Source organism: Rhodoligotrophos sp. CJ14 (assembly GCF_038811545.1).
In the GTDB taxonomy this organism is placed as follows: Bacteria; Pseudomonadota; Alphaproteobacteria; order Rhizobiales; family Im1; genus Rhodoligotrophos; species Rhodoligotrophos ferricapiens.
In genome coordinates this window covers 4,198,766-4,224,501 of sequence record NZ_CP133319.1, presented here as the reverse complement: position 1 = coordinate 4,224,501, position 25,736 = coordinate 4,198,766, and the positions used below count along the sequence as shown (strand labels likewise).

Annotated in this window: 25 protein-coding genes; 14 read left to right on the top strand and 11 right to left on the bottom strand. The window is 62.8% G+C overall.

All coding sequences use genetic code 11. The features are described from left to right. Positions 1-64: 64 nt before the first annotated feature. Positions 65-859, bottom strand: a complete 795-nt coding sequence (locus tag RCF49_RS19695) for an enoyl-CoA hydratase (RefSeq protein ID WP_342641487.1) — start codon at positions 857-859, stop codon at positions 65-67. 68 nt (positions 860-927) lie between these two features. Then, complete coding sequence (locus RCF49_RS19690) at positions 928-1,464, bottom strand: thioesterase family protein (RefSeq protein WP_342641486.1); 537 nt, start codon at positions 1,462-1,464, stop codon at positions 928-930. A 301-nt stretch (positions 1,465-1,765) separates the two neighbouring features. On the opposite strand from RCF49_RS19690, the gene RCF49_RS19685 reads away from it, so the two are divergent. From RCF49_RS19685 to RCF49_RS19655, 7 genes are read left to right on the top strand one after another with little or no spacing between them, the layout of a single operon-like run. Next, positions 1,766-2,632: a branched-chain amino acid ABC transporter permease gene (locus RCF49_RS19685; protein WP_342641485.1), complete on the top strand. Its 867-nt coding sequence runs from the start codon at positions 1,766-1,768 to the stop codon at positions 2,630-2,632. Continuing rightward, positions 2,629-3,633, top strand: a complete 1,005-nt coding sequence (locus RCF49_RS19680; RefSeq protein WP_342641484.1) for a branched-chain amino acid ABC transporter permease — start codon at positions 2,629-2,631, stop codon at positions 3,631-3,633. The genes RCF49_RS19685 and RCF49_RS19680 overlap by 4 nt, the downstream gene beginning before the upstream one ends. Beyond that, complete coding sequence (locus RCF49_RS19675; RefSeq protein WP_342641483.1) at positions 3,630-4,382, top strand: ABC transporter ATP-binding protein; 753 nt, start codon at positions 3,630-3,632, stop codon at positions 4,380-4,382. Before RCF49_RS19680 ends, RCF49_RS19675 begins: the two co-directional genes overlap by 4 nt. Beyond that, positions 4,379-5,086, top strand: a complete 708-nt coding sequence (locus tag RCF49_RS19670) for an ABC transporter ATP-binding protein (protein ID WP_342641482.1) — start codon at positions 4,379-4,381, stop codon at positions 5,084-5,086. The genes RCF49_RS19675 and RCF49_RS19670 overlap by 4 nt, the downstream gene beginning before the upstream one ends. Positions 5,087-5,090: 4 nt before the next feature. After that, positions 5,091-5,855 carry an enoyl-CoA hydratase/isomerase family protein gene (locus tag RCF49_RS19665; RefSeq protein WP_342641481.1) on the top strand — a complete coding sequence of 255 codons (765 nt, stop codon included), beginning with the start codon at positions 5,091-5,093 and terminating at the stop codon, positions 5,853-5,855. Between the two features lie 25 nt (positions 5,856-5,880). Continuing rightward, positions 5,881-8,001: an acetate--CoA ligase family protein gene (locus RCF49_RS19660; RefSeq protein ID WP_342641480.1), complete on the top strand. Its 2,121-nt coding sequence runs from the start codon at positions 5,881-5,883 to the stop codon at positions 7,999-8,001. A 39-nt stretch (positions 8,002-8,040) separates the two neighbouring features. Next, complete coding sequence (locus RCF49_RS19655) at positions 8,041-9,267, top strand: ABC transporter substrate-binding protein (protein ID WP_342641479.1); 1,227 nt, start codon at positions 8,041-8,043, stop codon at positions 9,265-9,267. A 27-nt stretch (positions 9,268-9,294) separates the two neighbouring features. On the opposite strand, the gene RCF49_RS19650 is transcribed toward RCF49_RS19655, so the two are convergent. Together RCF49_RS19650 and RCF49_RS19645 are read right to left on the bottom strand one after the other, a co-directional pair. Next, positions 9,295-9,756, bottom strand: coding sequence for a GNAT family acetyltransferase (locus RCF49_RS19650; RefSeq protein ID WP_342641478.1), 462 nt, complete (start codon positions 9,754-9,756; stop codon positions 9,295-9,297). A 21-nt stretch (positions 9,757-9,777) separates the two neighbouring features. Beyond that, entirely contained in the window at positions 9,778-13,383 is a 3,606-nt protein-coding gene (locus RCF49_RS19645) for a hydantoinase B/oxoprolinase family protein (protein WP_342641477.1), read from the bottom strand. A gap of 114 nt (positions 13,384-13,497) precedes the next feature. Here RCF49_RS19645 and RCF49_RS19640 point away from each other — a divergent pair, with 114 nt between their 5' ends. From RCF49_RS19640 to RCF49_RS19615, 6 genes are all read left to right on the top strand, one after another. Further along, the gene (locus RCF49_RS19640) at positions 13,498-14,019 is read left to right on the top strand and encodes a winged helix DNA-binding protein (protein WP_342641476.1); all 522 of its coding nucleotides are present in this window, start codon (positions 13,498-13,500) and stop codon (positions 14,017-14,019) included. A gap of 93 nt (positions 14,020-14,112) precedes the next feature. After that, entirely contained in the window at positions 14,113-15,279 is a 1,167-nt protein-coding gene (locus tag RCF49_RS19635) for an ABC transporter substrate-binding protein (protein ID WP_342641475.1), read from the top strand. A gap of 15 nt (positions 15,280-15,294) precedes the next feature. Next, positions 15,295-16,170, top strand: coding sequence for an ABC transporter permease (locus RCF49_RS19630; RefSeq protein WP_342641474.1), 876 nt, complete (start codon positions 15,295-15,297; stop codon positions 16,168-16,170). Between the two features lie 13 nt (positions 16,171-16,183). Then, complete coding sequence (locus RCF49_RS19625) at positions 16,184-16,936, top strand: ABC transporter permease (protein ID WP_342641473.1); 753 nt, start codon at positions 16,184-16,186, stop codon at positions 16,934-16,936. 10 nt (positions 16,937-16,946) lie between these two features. Continuing rightward, the gene (locus tag RCF49_RS19620; protein WP_342641472.1) at positions 16,947-17,606 is read left to right on the top strand and encodes a pyroglutamyl-peptidase I; all 660 of its coding nucleotides are present in this window, start codon (positions 16,947-16,949) and stop codon (positions 17,604-17,606) included. A 5-nt stretch (positions 17,607-17,611) separates the two neighbouring features. After that, positions 17,612-18,673: an ABC transporter ATP-binding protein gene (locus tag RCF49_RS19615; protein ID WP_342641471.1), complete on the top strand. Its 1,062-nt coding sequence runs from the start codon at positions 17,612-17,614 to the stop codon at positions 18,671-18,673. 38 nt (positions 18,674-18,711) lie between these two features. Here RCF49_RS19615 and RCF49_RS19610 read toward each other — a convergent pair whose 3' ends face one another. Genes RCF49_RS19610 through RCF49_RS19595 form a run of 4 tightly spaced genes read right to left on the bottom strand, consistent with a single transcriptional unit; the run spans position 18,712 to position 21,057 of the window. Further along, positions 18,712-19,086: a Zn-ribbon domain-containing OB-fold protein gene (locus RCF49_RS19610; RefSeq protein ID WP_342641470.1), complete on the bottom strand. Its 375-nt coding sequence runs from the start codon at positions 19,084-19,086 to the stop codon at positions 18,712-18,714. A 6-nt stretch (positions 19,087-19,092) separates the two neighbouring features. Beyond that, positions 19,093-20,238 carry a thiolase family protein gene (locus RCF49_RS19605; protein ID WP_342641469.1) on the bottom strand — a complete coding sequence of 382 codons (1,146 nt, stop codon included), beginning with the start codon at positions 20,236-20,238 and terminating at the stop codon, positions 19,093-19,095. Next, positions 20,235-20,645, bottom strand: a complete 411-nt coding sequence (locus RCF49_RS19600; RefSeq protein ID WP_342641468.1) for a MaoC family dehydratase — start codon at positions 20,643-20,645, stop codon at positions 20,235-20,237. The genes RCF49_RS19605 and RCF49_RS19600 overlap by 4 nt, the downstream gene beginning before the upstream one ends. 13 nt (positions 20,646-20,658) lie before the next feature. Beyond that, complete coding sequence (locus tag RCF49_RS19595; protein ID WP_342641467.1) at positions 20,659-21,057, bottom strand: hypothetical protein; 399 nt, start codon at positions 21,055-21,057, stop codon at positions 20,659-20,661. A gap of 186 nt (positions 21,058-21,243) precedes the next feature. Here RCF49_RS19595 and RCF49_RS19590 point away from each other — a divergent pair, with 186 nt between their 5' ends. Then, positions 21,244-22,434 carry an iron-containing alcohol dehydrogenase gene (locus RCF49_RS19590; RefSeq protein WP_342641466.1) on the top strand — a complete coding sequence of 397 codons (1,191 nt, stop codon included), beginning with the start codon at positions 21,244-21,246 and terminating at the stop codon, positions 22,432-22,434. 17 nt (positions 22,435-22,451) lie between these two features. Here the strand turns inward: RCF49_RS19590 and RCF49_RS19585 are convergent, their stop codons facing one another. The 3 genes from RCF49_RS19585 to RCF49_RS19575 are packed head-to-tail and all read right to left on the bottom strand — an operon-like array spanning position 22,452 to position 25,736. After that, complete coding sequence (locus RCF49_RS19585) at positions 22,452-23,654, bottom strand: ABC transporter substrate-binding protein (RefSeq protein WP_342641465.1); 1,203 nt, start codon at positions 23,652-23,654, stop codon at positions 22,452-22,454. A 28-nt stretch (positions 23,655-23,682) separates the two neighbouring features. Continuing rightward, positions 23,683-24,135 (bottom strand): MaoC/PaaZ C-terminal domain-containing protein, encoded by a 453-nt coding sequence (locus tag RCF49_RS19580; protein WP_342641464.1) that lies wholly within the window; start codon positions 24,133-24,135, stop codon positions 23,683-23,685. Beyond that, positions 24,135-25,736: an AMP-binding protein gene (locus RCF49_RS19575; RefSeq protein ID WP_342641463.1), complete on the bottom strand. Its 1,602-nt coding sequence runs from the start codon at positions 25,734-25,736 to the stop codon at positions 24,135-24,137. Before RCF49_RS19575 ends, RCF49_RS19580 begins: the two co-directional genes overlap by 1 nt.

Below are 25,736 nucleotides of genomic sequence, written 5' to 3'. Positions count from 1 at the left end.
CGTAGGCGTGACGCGCGGCATTAATCCGTCCAGAGATCAGGTTGCTCTTTCCCATTCTACGATATTAGTCGCCACCATGCTTACGAATAGCTGTACTTAGCCCCTTATCGCGCGCCGCCTTGAAGGCTTCCGACACATGCGAAAGCTGATGGGTGTCGAAATGGGCCGCGAGCGCAATCGCGAATCCCTGCGCCTCCAGCGAGCGATTGAGGGACCGCTTGAGCAGGCGCAGGGCAAAGGGCGGCGCTTCCGCGATCTTATTGGCAAGAGCGAGAGTGCGCTCCTCGAGCTGATCGCGGGGGACCACATGATTGACCATCCCGGCCTTCTCGGCCTCAGCTGCGGAGAGACGGCCACCGGTGTAAAGCAACTCGCGCGCCTTCCTGTGGCCGAGCACCCAGGGATGCACGAGCACCTCGACCGCCGCCGCGCCCAAGGTGTGCGCCACGGGGTCCGAAAAGACGGCGTCTTCGGATGCGATTATGATATCGCACATATTGGCGACCATGAAAGCACCGGCCACGCAGGCCCCCTGGACCTGAGCAATCACCGGCTTGGGCGCATTGAAGATGCGCAGGCAGTAGTCGTAGTAATGGACCTCTTCGAAGGCCCAGCGCTGCTCGACGGTGAAATCGGCCCGCTCGCGCTGGGCCTCCTTGAGATCGTGACCTGCGGAGAAATGATCGCCTTTGCCGGCGATCACAATCACCCGCACGGCGTCATCAGCCACCGCCTCAGTGACCGCCTCATCAAGCTCCTGAAGAAGCTGGCGGCTTTCCGCGTTGCGTGCTTCCGGACGGTTATGACTGATCCGGCGCACCGGGCCAAACTGCTCGACCTCGATCATTGCAAACGTCATGGGTCAGGCCCCTCCCTTATCGTGATTATCTGGTTCGCATTCCTCACGCGAACCGGTACTGGACTACGCTAGCGGCGAGTGCCCAGGCGGTGCAGCCGCTCGGCGCCCGGCGGCAAGGGTATCGTCGCGTGCACAGCATGGATTTGACACAAACGCTCATGAAGATCACGGGGCATTGGCTGGACCTTCGGCGGCGGCCCCATGTGCACATGGATCACGAGATATTGGGCGAGCGCCGCGAGATAGCCTTCCTGCTCATTGTGAATCTCGAACAGGAGATGCATGCGCTTGTCATCGAGACCGGTGATGCGGGTGGTGACGAGAATGGGATCGTCGAGCAGCAGCTCGCGAAGGTGCACGACTTGCGATTCCAGCACGAAGTTCGACTGGTTGGTGCGGGCGCGAAAAGCCGTGCCATAATCCCATTCGTCATGCACCGCCATGGCGGGTTCCTTGACGATGGCAAGGTAATAGCATGCGTTCATGTGCCGGTTGCCGTCGATCCATTCGGGCAAGACCCGCAGGCGATGCTGCGGCAATCGCGGATCGCCAAGGCAAGTGTCGAGGCCGGCATCGGCAGAGTGGTTCGTCTCAGAGCGCGGCAAGGCACACAATCCCCGGGAAAGCGTGAATTGCCTATCGGCTAAGGCTTAAGCGCACGAAGGTCAATCCATTTTCTAATCCGAATTCGTTTTCGATATTCGATCATTGAACCGGAATGACGAACGTTCGGATTGAGCAGATATGCCGGGAGTCTCGTCGGTCATATTCCACCCGCTGAAAAACGCGCTTCACGTGCGAGCCCACGTTGACATGTGCAGCCGTTCCGCTAAAGTCCGTAAAGACGAACGACGTTCTTATTTAAGAACAGTGCCTGGGGAGGTACGTCTTGCGTGGGTGTTTCGCGTGCTGATCGCGTCGTTGGCCATTAACGGGCTGGTGCTGGGATCGATGCTGCTGCTGTTCAGCCTGGGGCTGACACTGATCTATGGGGTCGGGCGCATCGTCAATTTCGCCCATGGCGCCCTGTTCAGCATCGGTGCGCTTGGAGGTGCGTGGCTCTCAACGGCCGGCCTGCCCTTCTGGTTGTGCCTCATTATCGCGCCGCTCCTGGTGGGGCTCCTCGGGGCGATTGTGGACTGGGCCATTCTCGCCCGCATCCGCGATCGGCCAATCGTCGACAGCCTGTTGCTTACGTTCGGGCTCGCCCTGTTCATCACCGGCGTGCTCTACGAGTTCGGGGGAAGGAACATTCACGTGCTGCAGACGCCGCCCGCTCTCGACGAGGCCGTCTCCTTCCTTGGCGCGACAATACCGGCCTACCGGCTCTTCGTCACCGTGCTCGCGCTCGCACTCATGGCGCTATTGCTCCTGACATTGCGGAATTCAAACTGGGGCCTGCGGGTGCGTGCGGCCAATGATGATCCGGAAATGGCGGCCTGCCTGGGGATCAATCGCGAGACGCTCATGCATTCAGTCGTTGGAATCGGTGCCGGGCTGGCCGCGATCTCCGGTGTCACCGCCGCACCCATCTTCAATGCCTATGCCACGGTGGGCGACAAGATCATGATCCTTGCGTTCATGGCCATCATCCTGGGTGGGCTCGGCAGCCTGCGCGGGGCGGTGGTCGCCACCTATGTGGTGGGCCTGCTGGTGGTGTTCGGGGAGGGTCTGTTTGGCGGACAGGCCGCGCTGATGGTGCTGTTCGCTGTCGTGATGCTCATGCTGATCCGCTGGCCACGCGGCTTCTTCGGGGAAGGACGAACCGAGTGACCCCGCCCGCCGACAGCCTGCGCGAGCTCGCCAAGCCGACCTTGCCCATCCGACTCACGGCCTGGGGCCTGATCGCGCTCATCATGATCCTGGGCGCCTGCGTGCCGTTGCTCGCGGCCGGATCGCCCTTCATCATCGTGCTTGCTTCGCAAGCGATCATCGCTGCGCTGCTGGCGCTCAGCCTCGATCTCTTGACCGGCAATACGGGGCTTCTGTCCTTTGGCCACGCGGCCTGGTACGGGTTCGGCGCCTATGCGGGCGGGCTGATCGCGAAATTCGTGACCGCCGATATTCTGCTGGTCGTCGCTGCAACCGCAGTGCTTGCGGCGCTGGTCGCGGTGATCGTGGGGAGCATCCTGACGCGGCAGATCGGGAAGACTTTCGCGATCCTCACCCTGGCCTTCAGCCAGATCCTGTTCGCGCTCGTCTTCGTTGCGGATGAGTGGACGGGGGGCGAAGACGGCCTGCAGGGGATTCCGATCCCTACCCTGTTCGGCTTTTCGATCGCACGGCCACCCAGCTGGTACTGGCTTCTCTACGGAACACTTGTCCTGTTCATCGTGCTCGCCTTCGCCTTACGCCTGTCGCCGCTGGGCAAGACCTGGCTCGCCATTCGCGAGAATGCGGAACGGGCGCGGTTCATCGGCATCGACGTAAACCGCTTCAAGCTGCTCGCCTATGTGCTGTCGGCGGCAATCGCCGCTATCGCCGGCGCGCTGTTCGTTCTAATGAACGGTGCTGCGGCACCGAACACGGTCAGCTGGCTCAAGTCCGGTGAAATCATGATGTATGTGGTGCTCGGCGGCACGGGCACGATCATCGGCCCTGTGCTGGGGGCTATCGCCTTCACCTTCGCCGAGCATTATGTGAGCAGCCTCACGGATTCCTGGCTCATCTATTTCGGCGCCTTGTTCGTGATCGTGGTCATCGTGGCGCCGGGCGGCCTTTATGGGCTTGCGCAAAGGGCCTGGCACTCTCTGGCACCGGAGGGGCGGCGATGATCCTGGAGATACAGAGTCTCTCGCGCAATTTCGGGGGTCTCAAGGCCGTGGATGACGTTTCCCTGGCTGTAGTCGACCGTACCATTCAGTCAGTGATCGGGCCCAATGGCGCGGGCAAGACCACGCTTTTCAATCTCATCACCGGTGCGGTGGCTCCAGTCGCGGGTACAATCCGGTTTCAAGGCGAAGATGTGACCGGTGCCGCACCGGAGCGACTGGCGCGAAAGGGGCTGGTGCGCAGCTTCCAACGCACAAGCATCTTCCGCAATCTTTCGGTTGCGGAAAACGTGCAGCTCGCCATCCGCTCGCGGCGGGGAGTCAATGGCGCCGTGCGACTCACCCGTCCCGAGCGCCTCGACATCGAGGACGAAGCGCAGGCGATGCTCACCAAGGTCGGCCTAAGCGGACGCGAGCGGGTCACCGCGGGCACTTTGGCCCATGGCAGCCAGCGCACACTGGATATCGCCATCGCGCTGGCGCTGCAACCGAAGCTCATTCTCATGGACGAGCCGATGGCCGGCATGTCGAAGGGCGACCGGCACCGGATGGCCGATCTGATCGTGAAGCTGCGCGATGAGTTCGGCCTCACCATTCTCCTGGTCGAACACGATATCGGCGTCGTCATGCAGCTCTCCGACGTGGTGACGGTGATGCAGACGGGCCGGGTGATCGCCGAAGGGCCGCCTCAGGCGATCAAGGAAAACGAAGACGTCAAACGCGCCTATCTGCATGGGAGCTTTGCCGCATGAGTGCAAGCCTGTCGCTCACCGGCGTGTCGGCATTCTATGCAGGCAGCCAGATCCTGCACGAGATCAGCCTCGAGGTGCCACGCGGCGGCGTGGTGTGCCTGCTCGGGCTCAATGGCATGGGCAAGACCACCACGTTGCGCGCGATCATGGGGCTCGTCGACCGGGTGGAGGGCCGCATCACGCTCGATGGCGCGGCGCTCGATGGCACGACCTATCAACGCGCCCGGCAAGGCATCACCCTGGTGCCGGAGGACCGCAAGGTCTTTCCCAATCTCACCGTGCATGAGAACCTCAAAGTGGCGCTGCAAGCGAGGGCTGAGGCCCGCGGCTTCACGATGGAGGATGTGCTTACGCTGTTTCCTCGGCTGGAGGAGCGCCTCAGCCAGAGTGCCGGCACGCTCAGCGGCGGTGAGCAGCAGATGCTGGTGATCGCGCGGGCCATGCTCGCCAATCCGAAATATCTGCTGCTGGATGAGCCGAGCGAAGGGCTCGCGCCCTTCTATGTCGAGATCATACGGGACGCGATCCTGAAAGTGCGGGAGCACGGGATTGGCGTGCTGCTGGTGGAGCAGAGCCTGCCCTTATCGAAGGCAGTGGGCGATCGCTTTCATGTGATCGAGAACGGCGAGCTCATTTTCGCGGCGGAACGGGCCGAGATCGCCCAGGATGATTCCGCCTTGGACAAACTTCTGGCTGTGGATTGAGGACATGACAGCGACCATCGAGCTCGCGCGCCGGGGCGCCGTTACCGTGCTGACGATCAGCAATGAGGCGAAGCGCAATGCCTTCACCCATGAGATGACCAAGCAGCTCGGCACGCTGTTGCGTTCAGCCGACGAGGACCCGGGGGTCAAGGCCATCATCATCACCGGCCGTGGGGATGTGGCGTTTTCCAGCGGTCATGACTTGCGCGAGATGCTGGCGGATCCTGAACATGCATCCGACCCCGCGCTGAATGAGCCCTTCCTGCTGCCGGCCCAGATAACCACGCCCACCATCGCGGCAATCAATGGCTATGCCTTCGCTGCTGGTTTCATTCTGGCGCTCAATTGCGACTTGCGGATCTGTGCAGAGAACGCATCCTTCGCAGCGCCCGGCGCGCGTATCGGCCTGTTGCCGATTGGCGGCCAGCTCAGCCGCTTGCCGCTGCTCTTACCGCGGGCGATCGCGCATGAACTGCTGATCACCTGCCGCGAGATGAAGGCCGAGGAAGCACATCGGCTGGGTTTTGCCAACCAAGTGGTCCCAAGAGGGGAAGCCGTGCAGGCCGCGCTCGCAACGGCTGAGATGATTGCAGCCAACTCCGCCTCCGTCATCCGTGAGATCAAGCGCGGGCTGGAGGTGGTGGCCGCGGATGGCCCGGCAAAGGCCAGTGATTTCGAATGGGAGTACGGGCGCAAGCTGCAGGACGAGCCTGATGCTCACGAGGGGATCACCGCCTTCCTCGAAAAGCGCCGGCCGGTGTTCCGGTGATCCCCCATCAGAATAGGTGAGCCCCATGCTGAATGAACGCGATGCCAAATCCCTGCTCAAACGGTATGGGATCACCACCACCAATCCGACAATCGCCCGCAGTGCCGAGGAGGCTCACGCTCATGTTGTGGCACTCGACGGGCCGGCCGCGCTGAAGGTGGTCTCGAGCGCCATCGTTCACAAGGCAGCCGTGGGTGGCGTCGTGCTCGATGTCTCGCCAGCCACTGCCGCCGCCGCGTATGAGCGGATCGTCAAGGCGGTGTCGGCGGCACAGCCCGGCGCCCCGATCGAGGGGGTGCTGGTCGAGGAGATGCTGCCGCCCGGCCTGGAGGTCTTCCTTGGCGCGCGCCTCGATGCGGAGTTCGGGCCGGTCGTGCTGGTCGGCTATGGCGGCGGCAATGTGGAACGGGGCACACGGCCCGCAGCCGCGCTGGCGCCGCTCAATGAGGATAAAGCTGGCGCGCTGATCGAGGAAGCCTTCGGCAAAGCGCTTCCCGCATCTGCGCAGGTGAGGCTCGCCAAATATCTCATGGCGATTGCCGGACCGGGCGGACTGATCGAGCGCGAAGGCGTCCGCGAGCTCGACATCAATCCGGTGATCGTCAACGGTGACGGGGCGGTTGCCGCGGATGCGGTGATCCATCTGGCTGACGAGGGACGTCGCGGGTCATCCGCCGATTTGAGGGAGCAGATCGAGCTCAGGCGGGCACGGCTTGCGGGCCTTGATGCGCTGTTTGATCCCAAGGCGATCGCGGTGGTGGGCGCATCAGCCCAGCCGGACAAGCTCGGCTATCGCATCATCAAGTATCATCAGGAATTCGGCTTCAAGGGGCCGATCTATCCCATTCATCCGACCGCAACGGAAATCCTCGGACTCAAGGCCTATCCTTCGGTTGAAGCCATTCCGGGTCCGGTTGATCGGACTTATGTGATGGTCAAGGCGGAGCATGTGCCGGAAGTGCTCGCCGCCTCGGCGCGCAAGGGGGTGAAGGTCGCGCAGGTGCTCACCGCCGGGTTTTCCGAATGGTCGAGCGAAAGCGGGGGCGATGCCGGTAAATCGCTGGAACGCGAGATCGCCGAGACGCTTCATGGCCAATCCCTGCGCATGGTGGGGCCGAATTGCATCGGCACCTTCTCAGCTTCGGCGCGCATGTCGTTCGGGTCCCCGCGCAACTGCCCAAATAAGCCTGGCAACATAACATTCATCTCACAGAGCGGCACATTCGCGGGCGATGTCATCCGCCGTGCCAAGATCATGGGCTTGCCGGTGGGACGGGTCTTGTCAGCCGGCAATTGCCTCGACCTTGATCCGATCGATTATCTGTTGTTCTGCGAGGATGATCCCGCAACCCAGCTCACGGCCTTCTATGTGGAGACCATTCGCGATCCCGCCCTGTTCTTCCGTATCGCCGAACGGGCGAGCAAGCCGATCGTCATGCTCAAGGGCGGGACGACGAGCCAGGGTGTCATAGCAGCAAGCAGCCATACGGCGGCGCTCGCCACGGATGCGGTGCTGTGGGATGCAGCGGTTCGACAGTCGGGAATTTTGCAGGTCGACACGGTCGATGCCCTGCTCGATGCGCTCTTGATCTTCAGCGCCCATGGGGAGCTCAGGGGCAACCGGCTGGGCATTTTCGGCTCCGGCGGCGGGGTGAGCGTCACCACGTCGGATGCGGCTGCACGGGCCGGGCTCACCATTCCGCCGCTGGCGGAGAAGACCGCGGCAAGTCTCGTCCGCTTCGGCATTCCCGGCACCAGTGTCGCCAATCCCATCGACATTCCCGTCTGGGGCCTGAAAGAGGGCGAACGCTATATTCTCGAGGACGTCATCAATCTTCTCAAGGATGACGGCAATCTCGACAGCATCATCGTCTATGTCGAGATGGGCTCGATCATGGACTTTGCCGAGAGCGATGCGGAAGGACTGCAGCAGCTCGAGGATATCTGCGATTCGGTTCTGCGTTCACGGCCAGGGGGTGCCAAGGTCACGCTGGCGCTGCGCAGCGCCGGTGACAAGCTGCAGGACGATTTCGTGCGCGAGCAGCGCGTGCGGCTGCTGCCGGAGGGCATCGCCGTTTTTGGCACCACGACCCGGGCAGTTCTCGCACAGGACAAGCTTTTCAGAATGACCCGGCGCCCGGCGTGATTCCGCGCGCGCCGAACGAAGCTATGGGAGGAAAGGTTCATGAGACAGGCAAAGACAGGATCATGGATAGGGCGCGCCGTTGGCGCCTTCGCGTTGGCATCGGCAGCATTGATGACGCCAAGCGCTGATGCCTGGGCAGAGGATGTGGTGCTGGGGGCCATCGTGCCGCTCACCGGCCCTTTGGCCCCGCTGGGCATCGACATGCGCAACGGCTATGAGCTCGCGATCAAGGATGCGCCGACCATCAAGGGCCAGCCGGTCAAGCTCGTGGTCGAGGACGACCGGGCCGATGCCGCCGCCACGCTTCAGAAAGCCCAGAAGCTGGTTCTCGAAGATGAGGTAAAGGCATTGGTCGGCGGCGCGAGCAGTGCAGGCGTGCTGGGGCTCACGGCACAGGCGCCGCGGCTCAACGTGCCGATCCTCACGACCAATTCGCAGGCGGTGCAGGTGACGGGCGAGCAATGCAGCCGCTTCGTGTTCCGCACCAATCCCAATGACGCGATGATGGCCAATGGCAACAAGCTCTTGACCAAGGCGCGACCGGACCTGTTGCAGAAGAAGTGGTTCGTGGTGTTCCACGACTTCGTCTGGGGCAAGAGCAACAAGGAGCAATTCGCCAAGATCCCGGGCATCACCATCGTTGGTGAGGCGGGGCGGCCGCTGGGCACGGCGGATTGGTCATCGGCGATCTCGCAGATCCAGGCGAGCGGTGCCGATGCGATCTATCTCGCGCTTGCGGTTGGCGATGACATGCCGGCTTTCATTCGCCAGGCCCGCAGCTTCGGAATCAAGGATTTCATGCTGCCGCCGCTGGGCATGCCCGATTCGATGCTGCAGGCCTTGGGCGATCAGGCAGAGGGGCTGATCACCGGGGGATTGTTCGGCTCGTGGATGTATGAGGACCAGAACCCGGCGCTGAAAAAGTTCGTTGATGAATACTACGCGGCCTATCAGCGAGTGCCTGGTCCTCAGGCCATTCAGGCTTATGCCGGGATGCGGCTGCTGCTGGCGGCACTCGATAAGGCGGACTCGCTCGATACGGATGCCATCATCGCCGCGCTCGAGGCAACCGAGGTCGACACCGTCACCGGCCACCTTGCCATTCGCAAGGAGGATCACCAGGGCACCGTCGGCACCTATGTGGCAGAGGCGGCCAAGCTCGATGGATCGCGTTATGGTGCGGCCATCGGATGGAAGGTGATCGAGGCACTGCCGTGGGATGCAGTGAAGGTCGAGGTCGCAGAGACCGGCTGCAAGGGGTTCTAAGACTTCTTAGAGCGTTTCCGCTAATGCTCAAGCATCGTCCTGAAGCCATTTCTGCATGATAACGCGCGGAATGGCTTCGAAGCCGAGATGCTCGTAGAAATCGATCACCTGCGTGTTGGTTTCGCGCACCAGCAGCATGAGCTTCACGACGCCTCTGTCCTTGAGCCATTGCTCCGCAGCCGCGACCATGGAGCGGCCGATGCCTTGGTTGCGATGGCTTGGATCGGAGGCGAGGTAATAGATCCAGCCACGATGACCGTCATGGCCGACCATCACGCTGCCGACAATGGATCCTTGCGCATCGAGCCCCACCAGAATGTCAGAGCCTTCCTTCGCGCGGGCAAAGTGGAAGTCCTTTGAGGGATCGTTATAGCTCGTCACCAGATTGGCGGCGCGCCACAGGGCAATGACATAGGGCTCATCCTCGGCGGTGGCGTTGCGGATGACGAGAGGACGCCGTGCGCGCCGCTCGTGTTCTTGGTGTTCCATCGCGAAGGTCCAAATCGGCGCCTACTCGGCGGGCCCGAAGCCGCCGCCGGTCGGCGTCTTGATGATGATCGCGTCACCCGCATCGAGCACGGTCTGATCCGCACCAATGAGGCGTTCGATCCGTCCATCCTTGCGACGGACCAGGTTCTCGCCGCATTGGCCGGGCTCACCGCCCTCAAGTCCGAATGGGCGAACCCGACGATGGCCTGAGAGGATGGCGCAGTCCATGCGGGTGAGGAAGCGGATGGTGCGGGACGTGCCGTCACCCGCATGCCACTTGCCGCGACCGCCCGAGCCGCGCCGGATATGGAAGTCCTCCAATACCACGGGGTAGCGTAGCTCCAGCACCTCGGGATCGGTGAGGCGCGAATTGGTCATATGCGTGTGCACTGCATCCGCCCCATTGAAGCCAGGGCCCGCGGGCGCGCCGGAGCAGATGGTCTCGTAATATTGGTAGGTCTCGTTGCCGAAGGTCAGGTTGTTCATCGTGCCCTGGGCGGCCGCCATAGCACCCAGCGCGCCGAACAGGCAGTTGGTCACTGCCTGGCTCACCTCGACATTGCCGGCCACCACCGCAGCGGGATAGCGGGGCGATAGCATAGATCCTTGCGGGATGACGACGTTGATCGGCCGCAAGCATCCCGCATTCATCGGGATATTGCCCTCGACCATCACCCGGAACACGTAGAGCACAGCGGCGCGGGTCACCGGTTCGGGTGCGTTGAAATTATCGTCGCGCTGGGGCGAGGTGCCGGTGAAATCGACCGTCGCTTCGCGCCGATCGCGGTCGATCGCGATCTTCACCCGGATGACGCAACCCTGGTCCATCTCGTATTCGAAAGCGGAATCCTTCAGGCTGTCGATCACCCGCCGCACGCTCGCGGCCGCATTGTCCTGCACATGGCCCATATAGGCCTGCACCACATCAAGGCCGAAATGATCGATCATCCGGCGCAGCTCGGCTACGCCTTTCTCATTGGCGGCAATCTGCGCCTTCAGGTCATTGACGTTCTGCACGAGGTTGCGGACGGGGTATTTCGCCCCAAGCAGTAGCTCATTCAGAGCCTGTTCCCGAAACCGGCCGCGATCGACCAGCTTGAAGTTGTCGATATAGACCCCCTCCTCTTCGATGGTCGTCGCGCGCGGCGACATGGAGCCCGGCGCGATGCCGCCCACATCGGCGTGATGGCCGCGTGAGGCCACGAAGAAGAGGATCTCCTTGTCGGCCGCGTCGAAGACCGGGGTTACGACGGTGATGTCGGGCAGATGGGTGCCGCCATTATAGGGCGCGTTGATGGCATAGACATCGCCGGGTCTGATCTGGCCCTTATGGGCGGCGATGACGCTTTCAACCGACCGGTCCATGGAGCCCAGATGGACGGGCATATGGGGCGCATTGGCAACGAGCTGACCTTGCGCGTCGAACACGGCGCAGGAGAAGTCAAGCCGCTCCTTGATGTTCACGGAATAGGCGGTGTTCTGGAGCGTCACGCCCATCTGCTCGGCGATGGACATGAAGAGGTTGTTGAACACTTCCAGCATCACCGGATCGGCCTTGGTGCCCACGGCCGGCGCGATGCGGGCGGCTTGCGTCCGGTGCAGCATCACGTGGTTCTTCACGGTGATCTCGGCACGCCAGCCGGGCTCGATCACGATGGTCTGATGCGGCTCGATCAAAAGCGCCGGGCCCGCCAGCCGAACACCGGGTGCGAGCTTGTTGCGGATGAAGACCGGCGCCTCGTGCCAAGCCCCTTGCGAGAAGAAGCGGGTTAGAGCCGAGGGAGAAGGCTCAGTCGGCGTCACCGGCAGATCCGGCTCGTCAGCGGCGCCGCCGCCACCGACCGCCTCGATGGAGACCGCATCGATGCTGAGCGCCCGGGTCTCATCGATAAAGCCGAAACGGGAGCGGTGCGCGGCCTCGAATCGCGCCGTCATCTCGGGGATGGCGCCGAACTCGATCTCGAGTGACGTATCCGTGCCGGCATAGCGGATATGGGCGCGGCGGTGGAGGACGATGTCGTCGGCCGGAACCCGTTGATCCAGCAGCTCTCGTTGCGCATCGGCCGCCAGCTCGTCCAGGGTGCGGGTGGCGGCAGCAAGCCCATTCACGTCGAGCGGTGCCTCGACGGTGCGCTGCCGGGTCGCGCGGATATCGGCGAGACCCATGCCATAGGCCGAGAGCAGGCTCGACAGAGGGTGGATCATCACCGTCTTGATGCCCAGCGTGTCGGCCACCAGGCAGGCATGCTGGCCCCCGGCGCCACCGAAGCATTGCAGGGCATATTCAGTGACGTCATAGCCGCGCTGCACCGAGATTTTCTTGATGGCATTGGCCATGTTCTCCACCGCAATACGGATGAAGCCGTCGGCCACCGATTCCGGCGTTGCCCCCTCGCCCACGCGGGACGCAAGCTCGGCAAAGGCTTGGGCGACCGCCTCCGCATCGAGCGGCTGGTCGCGCTCCGGCCCGAAGATCGCCGGAAAAAAGCGCGGATCGAGCTTGCCGACCATCACATTGGCATCGGTCACCGCCAGCGGCCCGCCACGGCGATAGCAGCGCGGGCCGGGATTGGCGCCGGCGCTGTCCGGACCAACCTGGAAGCGGGCGCCATCGAAATGCAGGATCGAGCCGCCTCCGGCGGCCACCGTGTGGATCAGCATCATGGGAGCGCGCATGCGCACACCGGCCACCTCGCTCTCCAGCGTGCGCTCGAAGGTGCCGTCGAAATGGGACACATCCGTCGAGGTGCCTCCCATGTCGAAACCGATGATCTTATCGAAGCCGGCAATACGGGCCGTTTCCACACAGCCGACCACACCGCCGGCGGGGCCGGAGAGGATCGCATCCCGCCCCTGGAACAGGCGCGCATCGGTCAAGCCACCGGACGACATCATGAACATGACCCGGGCGGTGCTTTCGTCATCGCCCACTGCGAGTTCGGATGCCACCTGATCCACATAGCGGCGCAGCACCGGGGAGAGATAAGCATCGACCACCGTGGTATCGCCGCGGCCCACCAGCTTGATCAGGGGGCTGACCTCATGAGACGTCGAGACCTGGGTGAAGCCCAGTTCGCGCGCTACAGCCGCGACCGCCTTCTCATGCTCGGGGTAGCGGTAGGCATGCATGAACAGGATGGCGCAAGCGCGGATGCCTTGCGCAAAAATGGCTGCGAGGTCCCGGCGGACCGCCTGCAGGTCCAGCGATTTCTCCACTGTCCCATCCGCCAGCACGCGTTCGTCCACCTCCAGCACGTGCTCGTAAAGCTGGTCGGGCTTGATGATCTTCTTGGCAAAGATATCAGCGCGGGCCTGATAACCTATACGCAAAGCATCGCCGAACCCTTTGCTGGTCACGAGGACCGTGCGGTCGCCCTTGCGCTCCAGCAGCGCATTGGTGGCGACCGTGGTTCCCATCTTCACCGTGGCGATTTTTTCCGACGGAATGCGTTCGCGAGGACCTACGCCCATGAGCTCACGGATGCCCTGAATGGCGGCATCCCGATAAGCTTCCGGGTTATCCGACAGCAATTTGTGAGGCAGAAGAGTACCATCGGGCCTGCGGGCGACGATATCGGTGAAGGTGCCGCCGCGATCTATCCAGAAGTCCCACTTGCCCGAAGCCATCGTTTTCCCATTATCAATGTGGCATTCAACGCTGCGTGTTTTATCGATAAAATGCCAGCATATTGTCAACATCGTTGAACCTGGTCCCCTCAACGCAATTCGGAGACGCTCGACGTGTCGCTTTCCTCACCCGCTCCCGGCCCCATCGTTTCGTCAGCCCATCTGGCCAGCGGCGCCCTGCCGGTGCTCTCGGAATTCGAGTTTGGCCTGATTCTCGTCTCACATGCCTTCCAGCGATGGATGGTGCGAGCGATGGCCGCGGCAGGTCTGCCCGATCTCTCGGCCATCGACGTTCTTGTGCTCCATTCCGTGCAGCACCGCTCCAAGGCGAAGCGCCTTGCGGATCTCTGTTTCGTGCTGAATATCGAGGATACCCATGTGGTGAGCTATTCGGTGAAGAAGCTCGAACGGCTGAAATTCGTGAGCAGTCATCGCCAGGGGAAGGAGAAGTTCATCTCCGCCACACCTGCCGGCACCAAGGCCTGTGAACGTTACAAGGCCATTCGGGAGGCCTTGCTGGTGCAACCCGTGGCATCGCTCGGGCTCGATGAAGCAAGCATGTCGCGCATCGCCGCGCAGATGCGCACGCTTTCCGGCTATTACGATCAGGCGGCCCGGGCCGCGGCATCGTTATAGTGTCGATACGCTCGAAGCAACTTCTCGACAAGTTATCGACATTTCGCCATCATCATGCTCGGACGAGGGGTTCCTTGGGAACGGGAGGGTGTCATGACCATCATGCTGAAGGCGGTGAGCCGCCGAACCTTGCTTACATCGGCAGCGATGGGCGCTGCAGCGCTCAGCCTGCGGCCGGGCTTGGCCCTGGCGGCGGGTCAAACGGTGACGCTGGCGGATATCGGGGTCGGTGACCCGAATGGCGATTGGGCGACCTATACGAAAGAAACGGGCAATAGCGTCAATGTGGTGTCGATCGGCAATGGCCCGTCGGCCGTGCTCAATCAGCTCATCGCCGGGGGCGGTCGCCAGTCCTACGACATCATCAACATTGTCGGCGGCATGCAGAAGCCGCTGGTCGAGAACGAGCTCATCCTGCCGCTCGATGTGAGCCGACTCAAGAATTGGCAGAACAACGCCTATATCGCCGATTTCTTCAAGCCGGGCTCCAAGGGCTTCGATTTCATCGGCTATGACGGCAAGATCTATGGCGTGCCGACCGTGCTGCAGGGCGATTCCTTCGCCTATCTGCCGGAAAAGACCGGCGGCACGCTCGATTCCTACGGGGCGCTGTTCGACCCCAAGTTCAAGGGTTTCGTCGCGCTGGAAGACAACTACACCACTGCAGGCCAGAAGACCGCGCTTTATCTGAAGTCGGCAGGCCTTGCGGATATCAAAGATCCCTCGGACATGAGCAAGGAGGAGATCGCCAAGGTCGTCGATTTCCTCATCGAGAAGAAAAAGGAAGGTCAGTTCCGGGTCATCTGGTCGAGCTTCGAGCAGGCGGTGAACCTGTTGGTCAACCAGGAGGTCTACGTGATGGACTGCTGGGAGCCGATGGTGTTCGCGGCAAAGGCGAAAGGCGTGGATGCGGTCTATGCCAAACCGAAAGAGGGCTATCTGCTCTGGGCCATGGCGGCCTATCTCGTCAATGGCGACCGGTCGCCGGACAAGATCGAGGCTTCCTACCAGCTGCTCGACTATATGCTGAGCCCAGAATATGGCGCGATGATCACCAGCCTGCGCGGCTACATGACCAATCCGGACGCGCCAGCTTTCGCTGCGAAGTCCGACAAGTTCGACGCGGCCACCGCCAAGCGGATCGCCGAGATCGATGCGGGCGTGAAGCAGAAATTCGAGGCCGGCGGCACCTGGCAGGCGCGCTGGCCGACCAATATCGAGACCTATGAGGAGGAATGGCAGCGGTTCAAGGCAGCTTGAGGTCTCGAGGTCGAGATGAGCCTTGCCGTGAAGCGTCGTGATCCGGCAGCACTGGTCCTGCTCGCGGGGCCGGTCCTGCTCTGTGCGCTCGCCATCATCGTGCCCCTGGTGCTGACGCTCCTCGTCAGCTTCTGGGAGCGGAAGATGATCGGGATGCAGCCAGGCTTCACCCTCACCTCTTATGGGCTGTTCTTTGAGGGCGCGCGCTTCTCCGTACTGAAGCGCAGCTTCTTCGTGGCGATCAGCTCAACCCTGATCATGCTGCTGATCGCCTATGCGGTCGCCTATCTCATCACCTTCCGGCTGAAGCCCAGCCAGACCAGGATCTTCCTGTTCCTGCTCTCAGTTCCGTTCCTCGTGAACTATGTGATTAGGACGTTCGCCTGGGCCTATCTGCTCGGGCGCACCGGACCGGTGAACCAGTTCCTGCTCGGCACGGGCGTGATCAACGAGCCGCTCGACTGGCTGTTGTTTTCCGATTTCGCTGTCTATCTCGGACTGATCGCCGCCTATATGCCATTCATGGTCTATCCGATCTGGCTCTCCTTAAGCGCGATCGACAGGCGCCTCATCGAGGCCAGCTGGATGCTGGGCGAAGCGCCGCTGCAAACTTTCCTGCGGGTGGTGCTCCCCCTTTCGCTGCCCGGCGTGTTCGCGGCGGCCATTTTCGGCTTTGTGGGCGCTTTTGGTGAGGTCGCCGTGTCGCAGATCCTGGGCGGGGTCGGCTATCAGCTCATGGGCAATGCGATCACCAGCTCGCTCGACGTGCTGAACTATCCCATGGCCGCCGCCATGTCGACAGTGGTGGTCGGCTGCATGCTGATCATGCTGCTGCTCTGGCTCAGGTTCTTCGATTTGCGCCTGTTCCTCGGCAAAGTGCTGGGGCGCTGACATGAGAGGAAGCGTGCACCTTCTCGTGTGGCTGTGCCTTGCGGTGGTCCTGCTCTTCCTCTATGCGCCGCTCGTGCCGCCGCTGCTCTTGGCCATACGCGACCCGCAGACCGGGGCGGCAACCCTCAAGAATTTCGCAGCAATCGGCGCCGATCCGACCCTGGTGAGCGCGCTCACCAATTCGGTGCTGCTCGCCGCGATCGTCGGCATCGCCGCGCCGCTGCTCGGGCTGGCGGCAGCCCAGGCGGTGCGCAGCTTCGGCCTGCCGCGACTGATCATCACCATAGTCCTGCTGCCGCTCTTCATTCCCGGGGTGAGCATGGGCGTGTCCACCAGCCTGTTCTTCAAGCTGACCGGCATCGATCCCTCGCTGTTCACCATGGCCGTGGTGCAGACCCTATGGGCGCTGCCGTTTGCCTTCCTGATCATCCTCACGGTGATGTCCGGTTTCGATACCCTTTATCTCGAGGCCGCCTATACGTCAGGGGCCAACCGGCTGCAGGCGTTCCGTGAGGTGGAGCTCCCCCAAATCGCTCCTGGCCTGACCGGGGCCGCCACCTTCTCCATCATCCTGTCGTTCAACGAAACAGTGCGCACGGCGGTGGTACAGGGCGGCAACAACACGGTGCAGACCTTCATCTGGTCGCGCTATCAGCAGGTCGGCCTCACGCCGAACATGTATGCGCTGATGAGCCTGATCATCATCATCACCCTGCTGCTCATCCTGGTTCTGGTCGGGTTGGGCCGCAAGCAGCAGCAAAGCTAGGATCGACATCATGGCCGATATTCTCCTGACCGGCTTTCAGCCCTATGGCGGACGGCAGCTCAACCCATCCGCGGAGGTCTTGCGGGCACTCGATGGCAGCCGCATCGAGGGAGCGACAGTGCACGGCCTGCTGTTGCCCTGCTCGTTCACCGCGGCCAAGGACCCGCTGGAGGAGGCGATCGCAACGTTCCGGCCGGCGGTTGTCCTCTCAACCGGGTTGTGGCCGGGCGAGCCGATGATCCGGCTCGAACGGGTGGCGGTGAACCGCGCCAGTTTTGAGATCCCCGACAATGACGGGACCCTGATGCGTGACGATCCGGTCGATGCGCGGGGGCCGGTTGCCCGTGCGGTCACGCTGCCCGTTGGCGATATCATCATCGCGCTGCGCCGCAAAGGCATTCCGGCGCGCGTCTCGGACACTGCCGGCACATTTCTCTGCAACACGACGCTCTATCGCGCGTTGGGTGCGTGCGAACAGGTGGACCATCCTGCCCACTGCGGCTTCGTGCATCTGCCCTACCTGCCGCAGCAGGTGGCCGAGCTGCTGGACGAGTTGAGCGAACAGGGCCAGCTCGAGCTTCATCAGCGGGCGGATCTCGCCTCGATGAGCCTCGAGATGATGGTGGAGGCAGTGCGCACCACCTTGGCCGTCTCTGTCGCCGGGATTTGAGACGTATGGCAGCTCAACCCCTTCTCCATGTCAGCAAGGTTGAAAAAAGGTTCGGCGCGCTGGTCACAGCAGCCGGGGTCGACCTGCAGGTGGGCAATGGCGAGTTCTTCACCATGCTGGGTCCGAGCGGGTCGGGCAAATCGACCGTGCTGCGGATGATCGCCGGGCTCGAACAGCCAGATGCAGGCCGGATCCTGATCAGCGGCCAGGACGTGACCGAGCTTCCGCCATGGCGGCGGGAGCTTGGCATGGTGTTTCAGCAATATGCCAATTTCCCACATATGACGGTTGCGCAGAACGTCGGCTATGGGCTGCGGCGCAAGGCCATGGACCGCGGCGCAATTGCCAAGCGCGTGTCGGAGCTCTTGGAGCTGGTCAACTTGCCGGGCTTCGAGCAGCGGCCGGTCACGCGGCTTTCCGGCGGCGAGCAACAGCGTGTGGCCATCGCCCGGGCGCTCGCGCCGGGGCCGCGGCTTCTGCTCCTGGACGAGCCCTTATCGGCGCTGGATGAAAAGATCCGACGGGAGATGCAGGCACAGCTCAAGGATATTCAGCGCGCCACCGGAACGAGCTTCGTCTATGTCACCCACGACCAGGAAGAAGCGCTGACCATGAGCGACCGCGTGGCGGTGCTCAATCGCGGCCATCTGGTACAGGTGGATGAGCCGCATGCCCTGTTCCGGCGACCGCGCACCAAGTTCGTCGCGGATTTCTTCCGCGGCAGCAACGTGATCACCGGCCGGATTGCCGATGGTGCTTTTACCTGCGCGGCGTTCCGGCTGCCTGTTCCGGCGTCGCAAGCGCGGCTCGCTGAGCCACCGGCGGTGGCGATCCGCGGCGAGAACCTGAGGATCAATGGAACGCCCGGACCTCAGGACCTCAGCTTTCCCGCCGAGCTTGCACGGATCACCTATCGCGGCGTCTATACGGACTATCAGCTCAAGCTCGGCGATGGCCAGATGATCACCGCTTCAGCCACCGCAAATCCGGGCGCCGAGGTCGGGCAGTCCGTGCTGGTCGTCGTGCCAAAGGACAGCGCCGTCCTATTGGAGGCCGAGCCGAGCTGAGGACTATCGATATCGCCCGGCAAGCATGTGGGCTCGCCTCACGCTCTCGACGAGAGGCGTTGGCAGCGCGCGAGATAGGCGCCATCCTGCGGCTCAAGCTTGAGCTTGACACTGTCACCGATCTCAAGGTCGACCGGGGCATGCGCCATCATCCGCAAACCTTCGTCCAGATCGACCAGGGCGATCGCATAAGGCACCTTGTCCCGATAATCCGCTGTCGGCGCACGGTGCACGACCGACAGTGCGGCGACCTTGCCGCTGCCGGCGGCCATCCTCCAGGCCAGGTGCGTCTCACCGCATTTGGCGCAGAAGGGCCGGATGAAGGCCTGATCGTGGCCGCAGCTCTCGCAATGCTGATAGGCAATCCTGCCCTCGCGGGCATATTGCCGATATTCGTCCATAAGGGCTTTCATCAAAGCCTATCCTCTCGCCAGTAGCAGGCTGACATGCGCGGAGAGCACGCCGCCATCGCCGTGAACGAAGCCTGTCTTCGGCTGCTTCTGCACTTGCCGCTCCCCCGCCTCCCCGGCCATCTGGCGCGCGACCTCGATCAGATGGGCCATACCGCCGGCCACACCGGAATGGCCGAAAGAGAGCAGACCGCCATGGGTGTTGAGTGGCAACTCGCCCTTTGGCCCGAAGCGGCCCGCCCGCGCGGCGGCACCTGATTGACCCCTGCCGCAGAGACCGAGCTCTTCCAGAAGGATCGCCAGGGTGATGCTGAAAGAATCATAGATCCCGGCCATTTCGATATCGGCCGTCTTCAGCCCGGAGCCAGCAAAGGCGCGCTGTGCTGCCTGATACGCCCCGAGGTCGCTGATATCCCTGATCGCACTGACATGCTGGTGCAAATGGGCCTGGCCCGCCGCCACAAGCCGGATGCCCTTGGCGCGGTTCTCATCAGCGGTCAGCAGCACGGCCGTACCGCCATCGGAAATCGGGCAGCAGTCGAGCAGTTTCAGCGGTGTCGCGATGGGGCGCGAGCTCAAGACGTCCGCCACCGTGATCGGTTCGCGCAAATGAGCCTGCGGATTGAGGGCAGCATTCGCCCGCATCAGCACCGCGAGCTCCGCCAGATCCGCTTCAGTGAGACCGTAGCGATCCATATAGCTCGATGCGAGCAGACCGTAATAGGCGGGAATGCTTGCCCCATAGGGCACTTCGTAATCGGCATGGCCCACCTGCGCCAAGGTCTGGATTGCGCTGTCGCGCCCGCCGGGATTGCTCAGGCGGTTCTCGCCCGCGACCACCAGCACGTTACGGCACTGGCCGGCCTCGATCAGCAGCTTGCCCAGCATGATGAGCGCGCAACCGGTGGCGCCACCCATCTGGATGCCATGGCAATAGCTGGGCAGGAGGCCGAAATGCTCGGCAAAGAGATTGGCAAGCATGAGGTGGGGAAACGCGGTCGAGTAGCCAGTCAGCAGGCCATCGATTTCTTCCCTGGCAAAGCCTGCATTGTCCAGAGCCAAGCCAGCTGCCTGCGACATGAGATCGAGGGTGTCACGGCCTTCAAGACGGCCGAAGTCGGTCTGTCCAAAACCGGCAATCCAGGCGCCCGTCATGCCTCGCTCCTCCCCCGGCCTGCGGCATCGAGCTGAACAGATCCCGCAAGGACGATATCGCCAGCCTCGTTGCGCACGGCCACCTCGTAGCGGCCCGGCTGCTCACTGAGCAATCCGCTGGCCGTCACGGTGTCGCCAATCTTGACGGGCTTGAGAAAGCGGATCTCAGCCGCCCAGGGCAAATCCAGGCGGGGAAAGGTCTCACTCAGCGAGATCCAGACGAGATTGAGCACCATGGTGCCATGGGCAATGGGCTTGCCGAACGGCGTGCCCGCTGCGAATTCCGCATCGAGATGGATGGGGTTGAAGTCCGAGGTGAGCTCCGCGTAGAGCGCGATCGATTCTGCATTGGCGGTGAGGCTCACCGGAGCGAGTTGCCTGGGCCATTCGTGGTCTGTTGCGTTCATTGTCGCCCTCCCCTCAAGCCGCCCATAACATGGTCATCTCACCGGACAGGACCGGTGTTCCACCGGCGGAGAGCTCAGCGGAGAGGTGAAGCCAGCGCCGCTCTTTCCGGATTTCCTTGTCGAGACAGTGAAAGCGAGCTTTGAGGCGGGCACCTTCAGTCACGCGCGCGCCGGTCCAGCGGAGGCTTTGTCCGGCATGCACGTTTCCGGGTGGCCGCGATGCGATCACTTGCATATAGCCCTTCATCAGCATGGCAATTAGAAGCCCCGGCGGGGCTGCCTCCGCCTGGTTTTCGCCGGGAAACAAGAGCTTCCACCGCAGGATCTGCTCGCGATCGAGTACGAGTTCGCTTTCTCCCACCAGCGCGCCGGGCTCGAAGCGGTCGAAGGTCCAAAAGGGTTGCCCGCTCATGACCTGGCCTTTCGAGACCGCACGGCGCGTGCAGCTTCAAGGCGAGATCGGGATTTGACATGGATGAGCATTAGCAAGTGATCACCTCACGGGTTATTGTCAGCCGCCAGAATAGGTTAGGTTCGAATGCAAATCGGACACCGCGGTAGCGGGTGCACCCGGTGCAGGATGATGGGAGGGCAGCAGTTGAGCGCAAATCCACCGAAGATCGAAGCTGATCCCGCCATTGGGGCCGGGATGCTCAACCTGTTCCGTCTTCCGATCGTCCATTATGGATGTCATGCCGAGGAGGCGATTTCGCGCCTTGCCTCCGAGCGTGGGGCACGTAGGGTGCTGCCGGTCGTAACCTCGTCGCTTCTTGCCAACCGGACCGTGCAGAACACGCTTGCTCGCCTCGGCTCCTCCACCTGCCCGGTATTCAGCGCGCTGAAGCCGCACACGCCGCTCGAGGTCGTGCTGGACCTCGTTGAAACGATCGACCGGCTCAACCCGGACCTGATCGTGGTGTTCGGGGGCGGCAGCGCCATCGACGCGGCCAAGATCGCCCGACTTGCGATCGCCGCGGGACAAAGGGACAGGGAAGGCCTGCTCGGTCTGCGCGGGGATCAGAGCGGGCGCCGCCTGCCCGAGCCTGGATCCCTGCCGATCATCGCGGTGCCGACCACATTGTCGGCGGCCGAGTTCGGCATTATCGGCGGGGCAACGGACATGACGACCGGCATCAAGCATATCTTCCGGTCCGAGACGCTCGCGCCGGATGTGGTGGTCTATGATCCATGGCTTGGCGCGGAGACGCCACCGGATCTGTGGCTGTCGACGGGGATCCGCTCGGTTGATCACGGCATCGAGGCCGTGCTGTCGCGAGATGCGACCCCGCTCACCGATGCGCTCGCGCTGCGCGGCCTCAAGCTCTTGCAGGAGGGGCTTCGCGGATCGCACGCCCAACCCAATAGTATTGCAGCGCGTCATCATTGCCAGCTCGGGGTCTGGCTTGCCGGATCGACGATCGGCCGCGTCCCTTATGGTGCAAGCCATGGGCTCGGTCACCAGCTCGGAGCGGTGGCAGGTGTTCCGCATGGCATCACCTCCTGTGTGCTGTTGCCGGCAGTCCTGACCTATAACGAGCCAATGTCGTCCGAGCGGCAGGCGGAAATCGCAGCCGCATTCAACCGGCCGGGCGTGAAGGCGGCGGATGCGGTGCGCGACTTCATCGCCGGGCTCGGCCTTCCGACACGCATTTCGCAGCTCGACGTGCCGGAAGAGGCGCTTAGCCGCATTGCCGAGACCAGCCTCGGCAATGCCTTCGTGCAGGCGAATATCCGGCCCGTGAAGACGCAAGCGGATGCGCTCGCGATCCTCAAGCTCGCCTATGCCTGAGGCGAGCTTGCCAGGGGTCACTGGTTCTTGATCAGCGGACATTCACTCTCGGCGAGGGGGCGTGCGGCCTGATCGGCTGGAATGGTCGCAACAAGCTCGTAATAGTCCCAAGGCTCCTTTGCCTGATCGGGCGCTTTCACGCGGAAGATGTAGAAATCGCGGAGCACACGGCCATCCTCACGGATGTGCCCGTTCTTGGTCATGAAGTCGTTGATCGGCATCTCCTTCATGGCCTTCATCACGACAGCCGATTCGGTGGTGCCCGCCTGCTTCACCGCCTTGAGATAGTGCATGACGCTGCCGTAGACGCCTGCCGGCACCATATGGGGCATCACGTTGTTGCGCTCGAAAAAGCGCTTAGACCAGCTCCGGGTCTCGTCATTCATGTTCCAGTAGAAGGACTCGGTGACGAGAAGCCCCTTGGCCGCATCGAGGCCGAGGCCATGCACGTCCGGCAAGAGGGTCAGAAGCCCCAGCATCTGCTGGGTTTCGGTCATGCCCATGCTGGTGCCGGTCTTGATGGCGTTCTTGGTGTCCTCGCCCGCATTGGCAAGGGCCACAACCTTTGCTCCCGATGACTGCGCCTGGAGGATGTAGCTTGCAAAATCCGGCGTACCGTAGGGGTGCAGCACGCTGCCCACCACCTTGCCGCCGGCAGCGGTGATCGCCTTGGTCGAATCGCGCTGCAAGGCCTGGCCGAAGGCGTTGTCGGAGCTGATGAAATACCAGCTGTCACCCCCTTGGCCGACGATTGCTCGGCTGGTGCCGGCGGTGAGCGCATAGGTGTCATAGGTCCAGTGAACGCTCGTGGGCGAGCAGGCCTTGCCGGTGAGATCGGAGGTGCCCGCACCGGAATAGATGACGATCTTGTTGCGTTCGCGGGCCAGTTCCTGCACGGCAAGCGCCACGGATGACACGGCCACGTCCAGAATGGCGGTCACGCCGTCGACGTCGAACCATTTGCGCGCGATGGTCGAGCCGACATCCGCCTTGTTCTGATGGTCGGCCGAGACCACCTCCACCTTGCGGCCAAGCACGGTTCCGCCGAAATCCTCCACCGCCATGCGGGCGGCATCCACCGAGGTCGGCCCGTCGATTGCCGAATAGGGGCCTGATTGATCGTTGAGAATGCCGATCCTGATCGGCTCTTCAGCGCGCGCGGATGCGCCAAAGCCGAAAGCGGCTATGGCCGCGACGACAATTGCCAGTGCCTTCCTCATCTTTTCCTCCCCTATTCCTGATGATTGATCAGTGGTGCGCGCGCAGCTTGATCAGGCATGCCGAGCGGCCCTCCTGAACGAGGGCATCGGTCTGGTTGCTGATCTCGAAACGTCGGTCGATGACCCCGAGCTGGCCGCTGCTTGTCAGCCTCTTTTCTGTGATGGTCATCGTCACCATCAGGGTGTCGCCGATGAAAATAGGTGCATGAAAGCGCCAATCATCGATCGACAGCATGGCGATGACGGAATCGTCGAAGATTCCCCAACGGCTCATCGCGCCGGTAACCAGCGCAATTCCAAAGACGCCCCCGACGATCCGCCGTCCGAACTGCGTAGACTTTGCGTATTCCTCGTCCGAGTGAACCGGATGCCAGTCACCGGAGAGCATGCAGAACATGGACAGGTCGGTGTCGGTGACCGTCCGACCAGGGCTTTCAAAGACCTGGCCGACATGGAAGTCCTCGTAGAAAAGCGACTGCATTACTGTGAAAGACCTTTCTTCTCCGACACCGGCTTTTGCGCATCCCAGGCCTTGTCGTTCGGAAGCGCCCGCAGCTTGTGTCGCTCAACCTCCTGCTTGGCAGCCGAGCGCGGGAAATCGCTGACGAACTCCACGAAGCGCGGCACCTTGAACTTGGCGAGCCGAGTGCGGCACCAGGCAACAATATCCTCCGGGGTCAGCGCATGCTGCTGATCGGGGATGACGAACACCTTCACGTCCTCCTCACCGAGCTCAGACGGCACTCCGACGACAGCCACCTCGGCGACACCGGGACAGCGCGCGACCACCGTCTCGACCTCGTATGCGGAGACATTCTCGCCGCGGCAGCGCAGCCAGTGAGCCTGGCGGCCGACGAAATGCAGAAAGCCATCCTGATCGATGCGGCCGAGATCACCCGTGTGCAGCCAGAAATTCGACCAGCATTCGAGCGTGCGCTCGGGGGCATTGTGGTAGCGCAGCATGAAGGTGTAGGGCACGCGCGGCCGCAGCAGGATCTCGCCGATTTCTCCGGGCGGCAGTTCCTGGTCATAGGCGTCGCCAATGCGGAAATCCGCCCAGCGCCCCGGCTCGCCATGGGCATCCGGTCGGGCGCTTGTGGGCTTGGTATAGGTGATGAGCACGCCACCGGCCTCGGTGAGTGAATAGAGGTTGACGAGTTTCACCCCGAAGCGGCGCTCGAAGGTCGGCGCCACATCGGGCGGCACCTGCCCGGTCACACCCACCGCTGCACGCACGCGATGGGCGCGATCATCCGGACTTTCCCGCAATTGGGTGAGCACGGTCACCATGGTGCCCACGGGATCGGTGAGGGTTGCCTCTCTCGCCCTCGCGCGCGGCCAGAAGTTCTTCGCGCTGAATTTCCGCTCGAGGGTCGTTGGAATGTCGCTCACCAGCGGCCCCATGATGCCGAGCATGGTGCCGCCCACATGAAAGAGCGGCAGCACCGAGAATTGGTGATCATCAGGGGTGACGTCGAAGGCATCGCGGAAGCGGTAGCCGGCGGCGATGAATGCGAAATGAGGCAGCACGACGCCTTTCGGCCGGCCAGTGGTGCCGCCGGTATAGATGATCACGCCGGGCTCGTTCGGCATGACCGTGACCGCTGGTGGGGTTGAGCGCCCGCTGAGCAATTCCTGCCAGGAGCGAAAGCCCGGCGCGGGCTCCGTCGAATAGCGCGCAGCGGGCAAGGGCACCTCGTCCGGCCAGTTGCGGAAGCGCTCCGCCGTTTCGGCCTCGACGATGAGCACCTTGGGGGCCGCATCCCGCACGGTGTAGACGAGATCATCGCCAATCAGCCCGGTGTTGAGCGGCACCCATATGGCCCCGAGCTTCACCGCGGCAAACCAGGTGATCAGCTGCTCGATGCGGCCCGCCATCATGCTGCAGACGCGGTCACCCCTGCCGATACCACCGGCATGGAGGGTCGCGGCCATGGTGTCGGAGAGCCGGTCGAGCTCGCCCCAGGAGGTCACCGTGCCCGCAATATCCACGCGCGGCTTGTCGCCATGGGCAAGCGCGCGGGCACGCAACAGCTCGTGTATCGAATTCCAGGGTACGGTTTCGCCGGCAATCTGCATCAT

Excerpts from the sequence above, each read along its gene's own strand:
- RCF49_RS19645 (WP_342641477.1), bottom strand. The coding sequence starts at position 13,383 with ATGGCTTCGGGCAAGTGGGACTTCTGGATAGATCGCGGCGGCACCTTC.
- RCF49_RS19635 (WP_342641475.1), top strand. The coding sequence starts at position 14,113 with ATGACCATCATGCTGAAGGCGGTGAGCCGCCGAACCTTGCTTACATCG.
- RCF49_RS19600 (WP_342641468.1), bottom strand. The coding sequence starts at position 20,645 with ATGAACGCAACAGACCACGAATGGCCCAGGCAACTCGCTCCGGTGAGC.
- RCF49_RS19655 (WP_342641479.1), top strand. The coding sequence starts at position 8,041 with ATGAGACAGGCAAAGACAGGATCATGGATAGGGCGCGCCGTTGGCGCC.
- RCF49_RS19615 (WP_342641471.1), top strand. The coding sequence starts at position 17,612 with ATGGCAGCTCAACCCCTTCTCCATGTCAGCAAGGTTGAAAAAAGGTTC.
- RCF49_RS19675 (WP_342641483.1), top strand. The coding sequence starts at position 3,630 with ATGATCCTGGAGATACAGAGTCTCTCGCGCAATTTCGGGGGTCTCAAG.
- RCF49_RS19660 (WP_342641480.1), top strand. The coding sequence starts at position 5,881 with ATGCTGAATGAACGCGATGCCAAATCCCTGCTCAAACGGTATGGGATC.
- RCF49_RS19610 (WP_342641470.1), bottom strand. The coding sequence starts at position 19,086 with ATGAAAGCCCTTATGGACGAATATCGGCAATATGCCCGCGAGGGCAGG.
- RCF49_RS19575 (WP_342641463.1), bottom strand. The coding sequence starts at position 25,736 with ATGATGCAGATTGCCGGCGAAACCGTACCCTGGAATTCGATACACGAG.
- RCF49_RS19580 (WP_342641464.1), bottom strand. The coding sequence starts at position 24,135 with ATGCAGTCGCTTTTCTACGAGGACTTCCATGTCGGCCAGGTCTTTGAA.
- RCF49_RS19630 (WP_342641474.1), top strand. The coding sequence starts at position 15,295 with ATGAGCCTTGCCGTGAAGCGTCGTGATCCGGCAGCACTGGTCCTGCTC.
- RCF49_RS19665 (WP_342641481.1), top strand. The coding sequence starts at position 5,091 with ATGACAGCGACCATCGAGCTCGCGCGCCGGGGCGCCGTTACCGTGCTG.
- RCF49_RS19585 (WP_342641465.1), bottom strand. The coding sequence starts at position 23,654 with ATGAGGAAGGCACTGGCAATTGTCGTCGCGGCCATAGCCGCTTTCGGC.
- RCF49_RS19650 (WP_342641478.1), bottom strand. The coding sequence starts at position 9,756 with ATGGAACACCAAGAACACGAGCGGCGCGCACGGCGTCCTCTCGTCATC.
- RCF49_RS19620 (WP_342641472.1), top strand. The coding sequence starts at position 16,947 with ATGGCCGATATTCTCCTGACCGGCTTTCAGCCCTATGGCGGACGGCAG.
- RCF49_RS19595 (WP_342641467.1), bottom strand. The coding sequence starts at position 21,057 with ATGAGCGGGCAACCCTTTTGGACCTTCGACCGCTTCGAGCCCGGCGCG.
- RCF49_RS19670 (WP_342641482.1), top strand. The coding sequence starts at position 4,379 with ATGAGTGCAAGCCTGTCGCTCACCGGCGTGTCGGCATTCTATGCAGGC.
- RCF49_RS19695 (WP_342641487.1), bottom strand. The coding sequence starts at position 859 with ATGACGTTTGCAATGATCGAGGTCGAGCAGTTTGGCCCGGTGCGCCGG.
- RCF49_RS19605 (WP_342641469.1), bottom strand. The coding sequence starts at position 20,238 with ATGACGGGCGCCTGGATTGCCGGTTTTGGACAGACCGACTTCGGCCGT.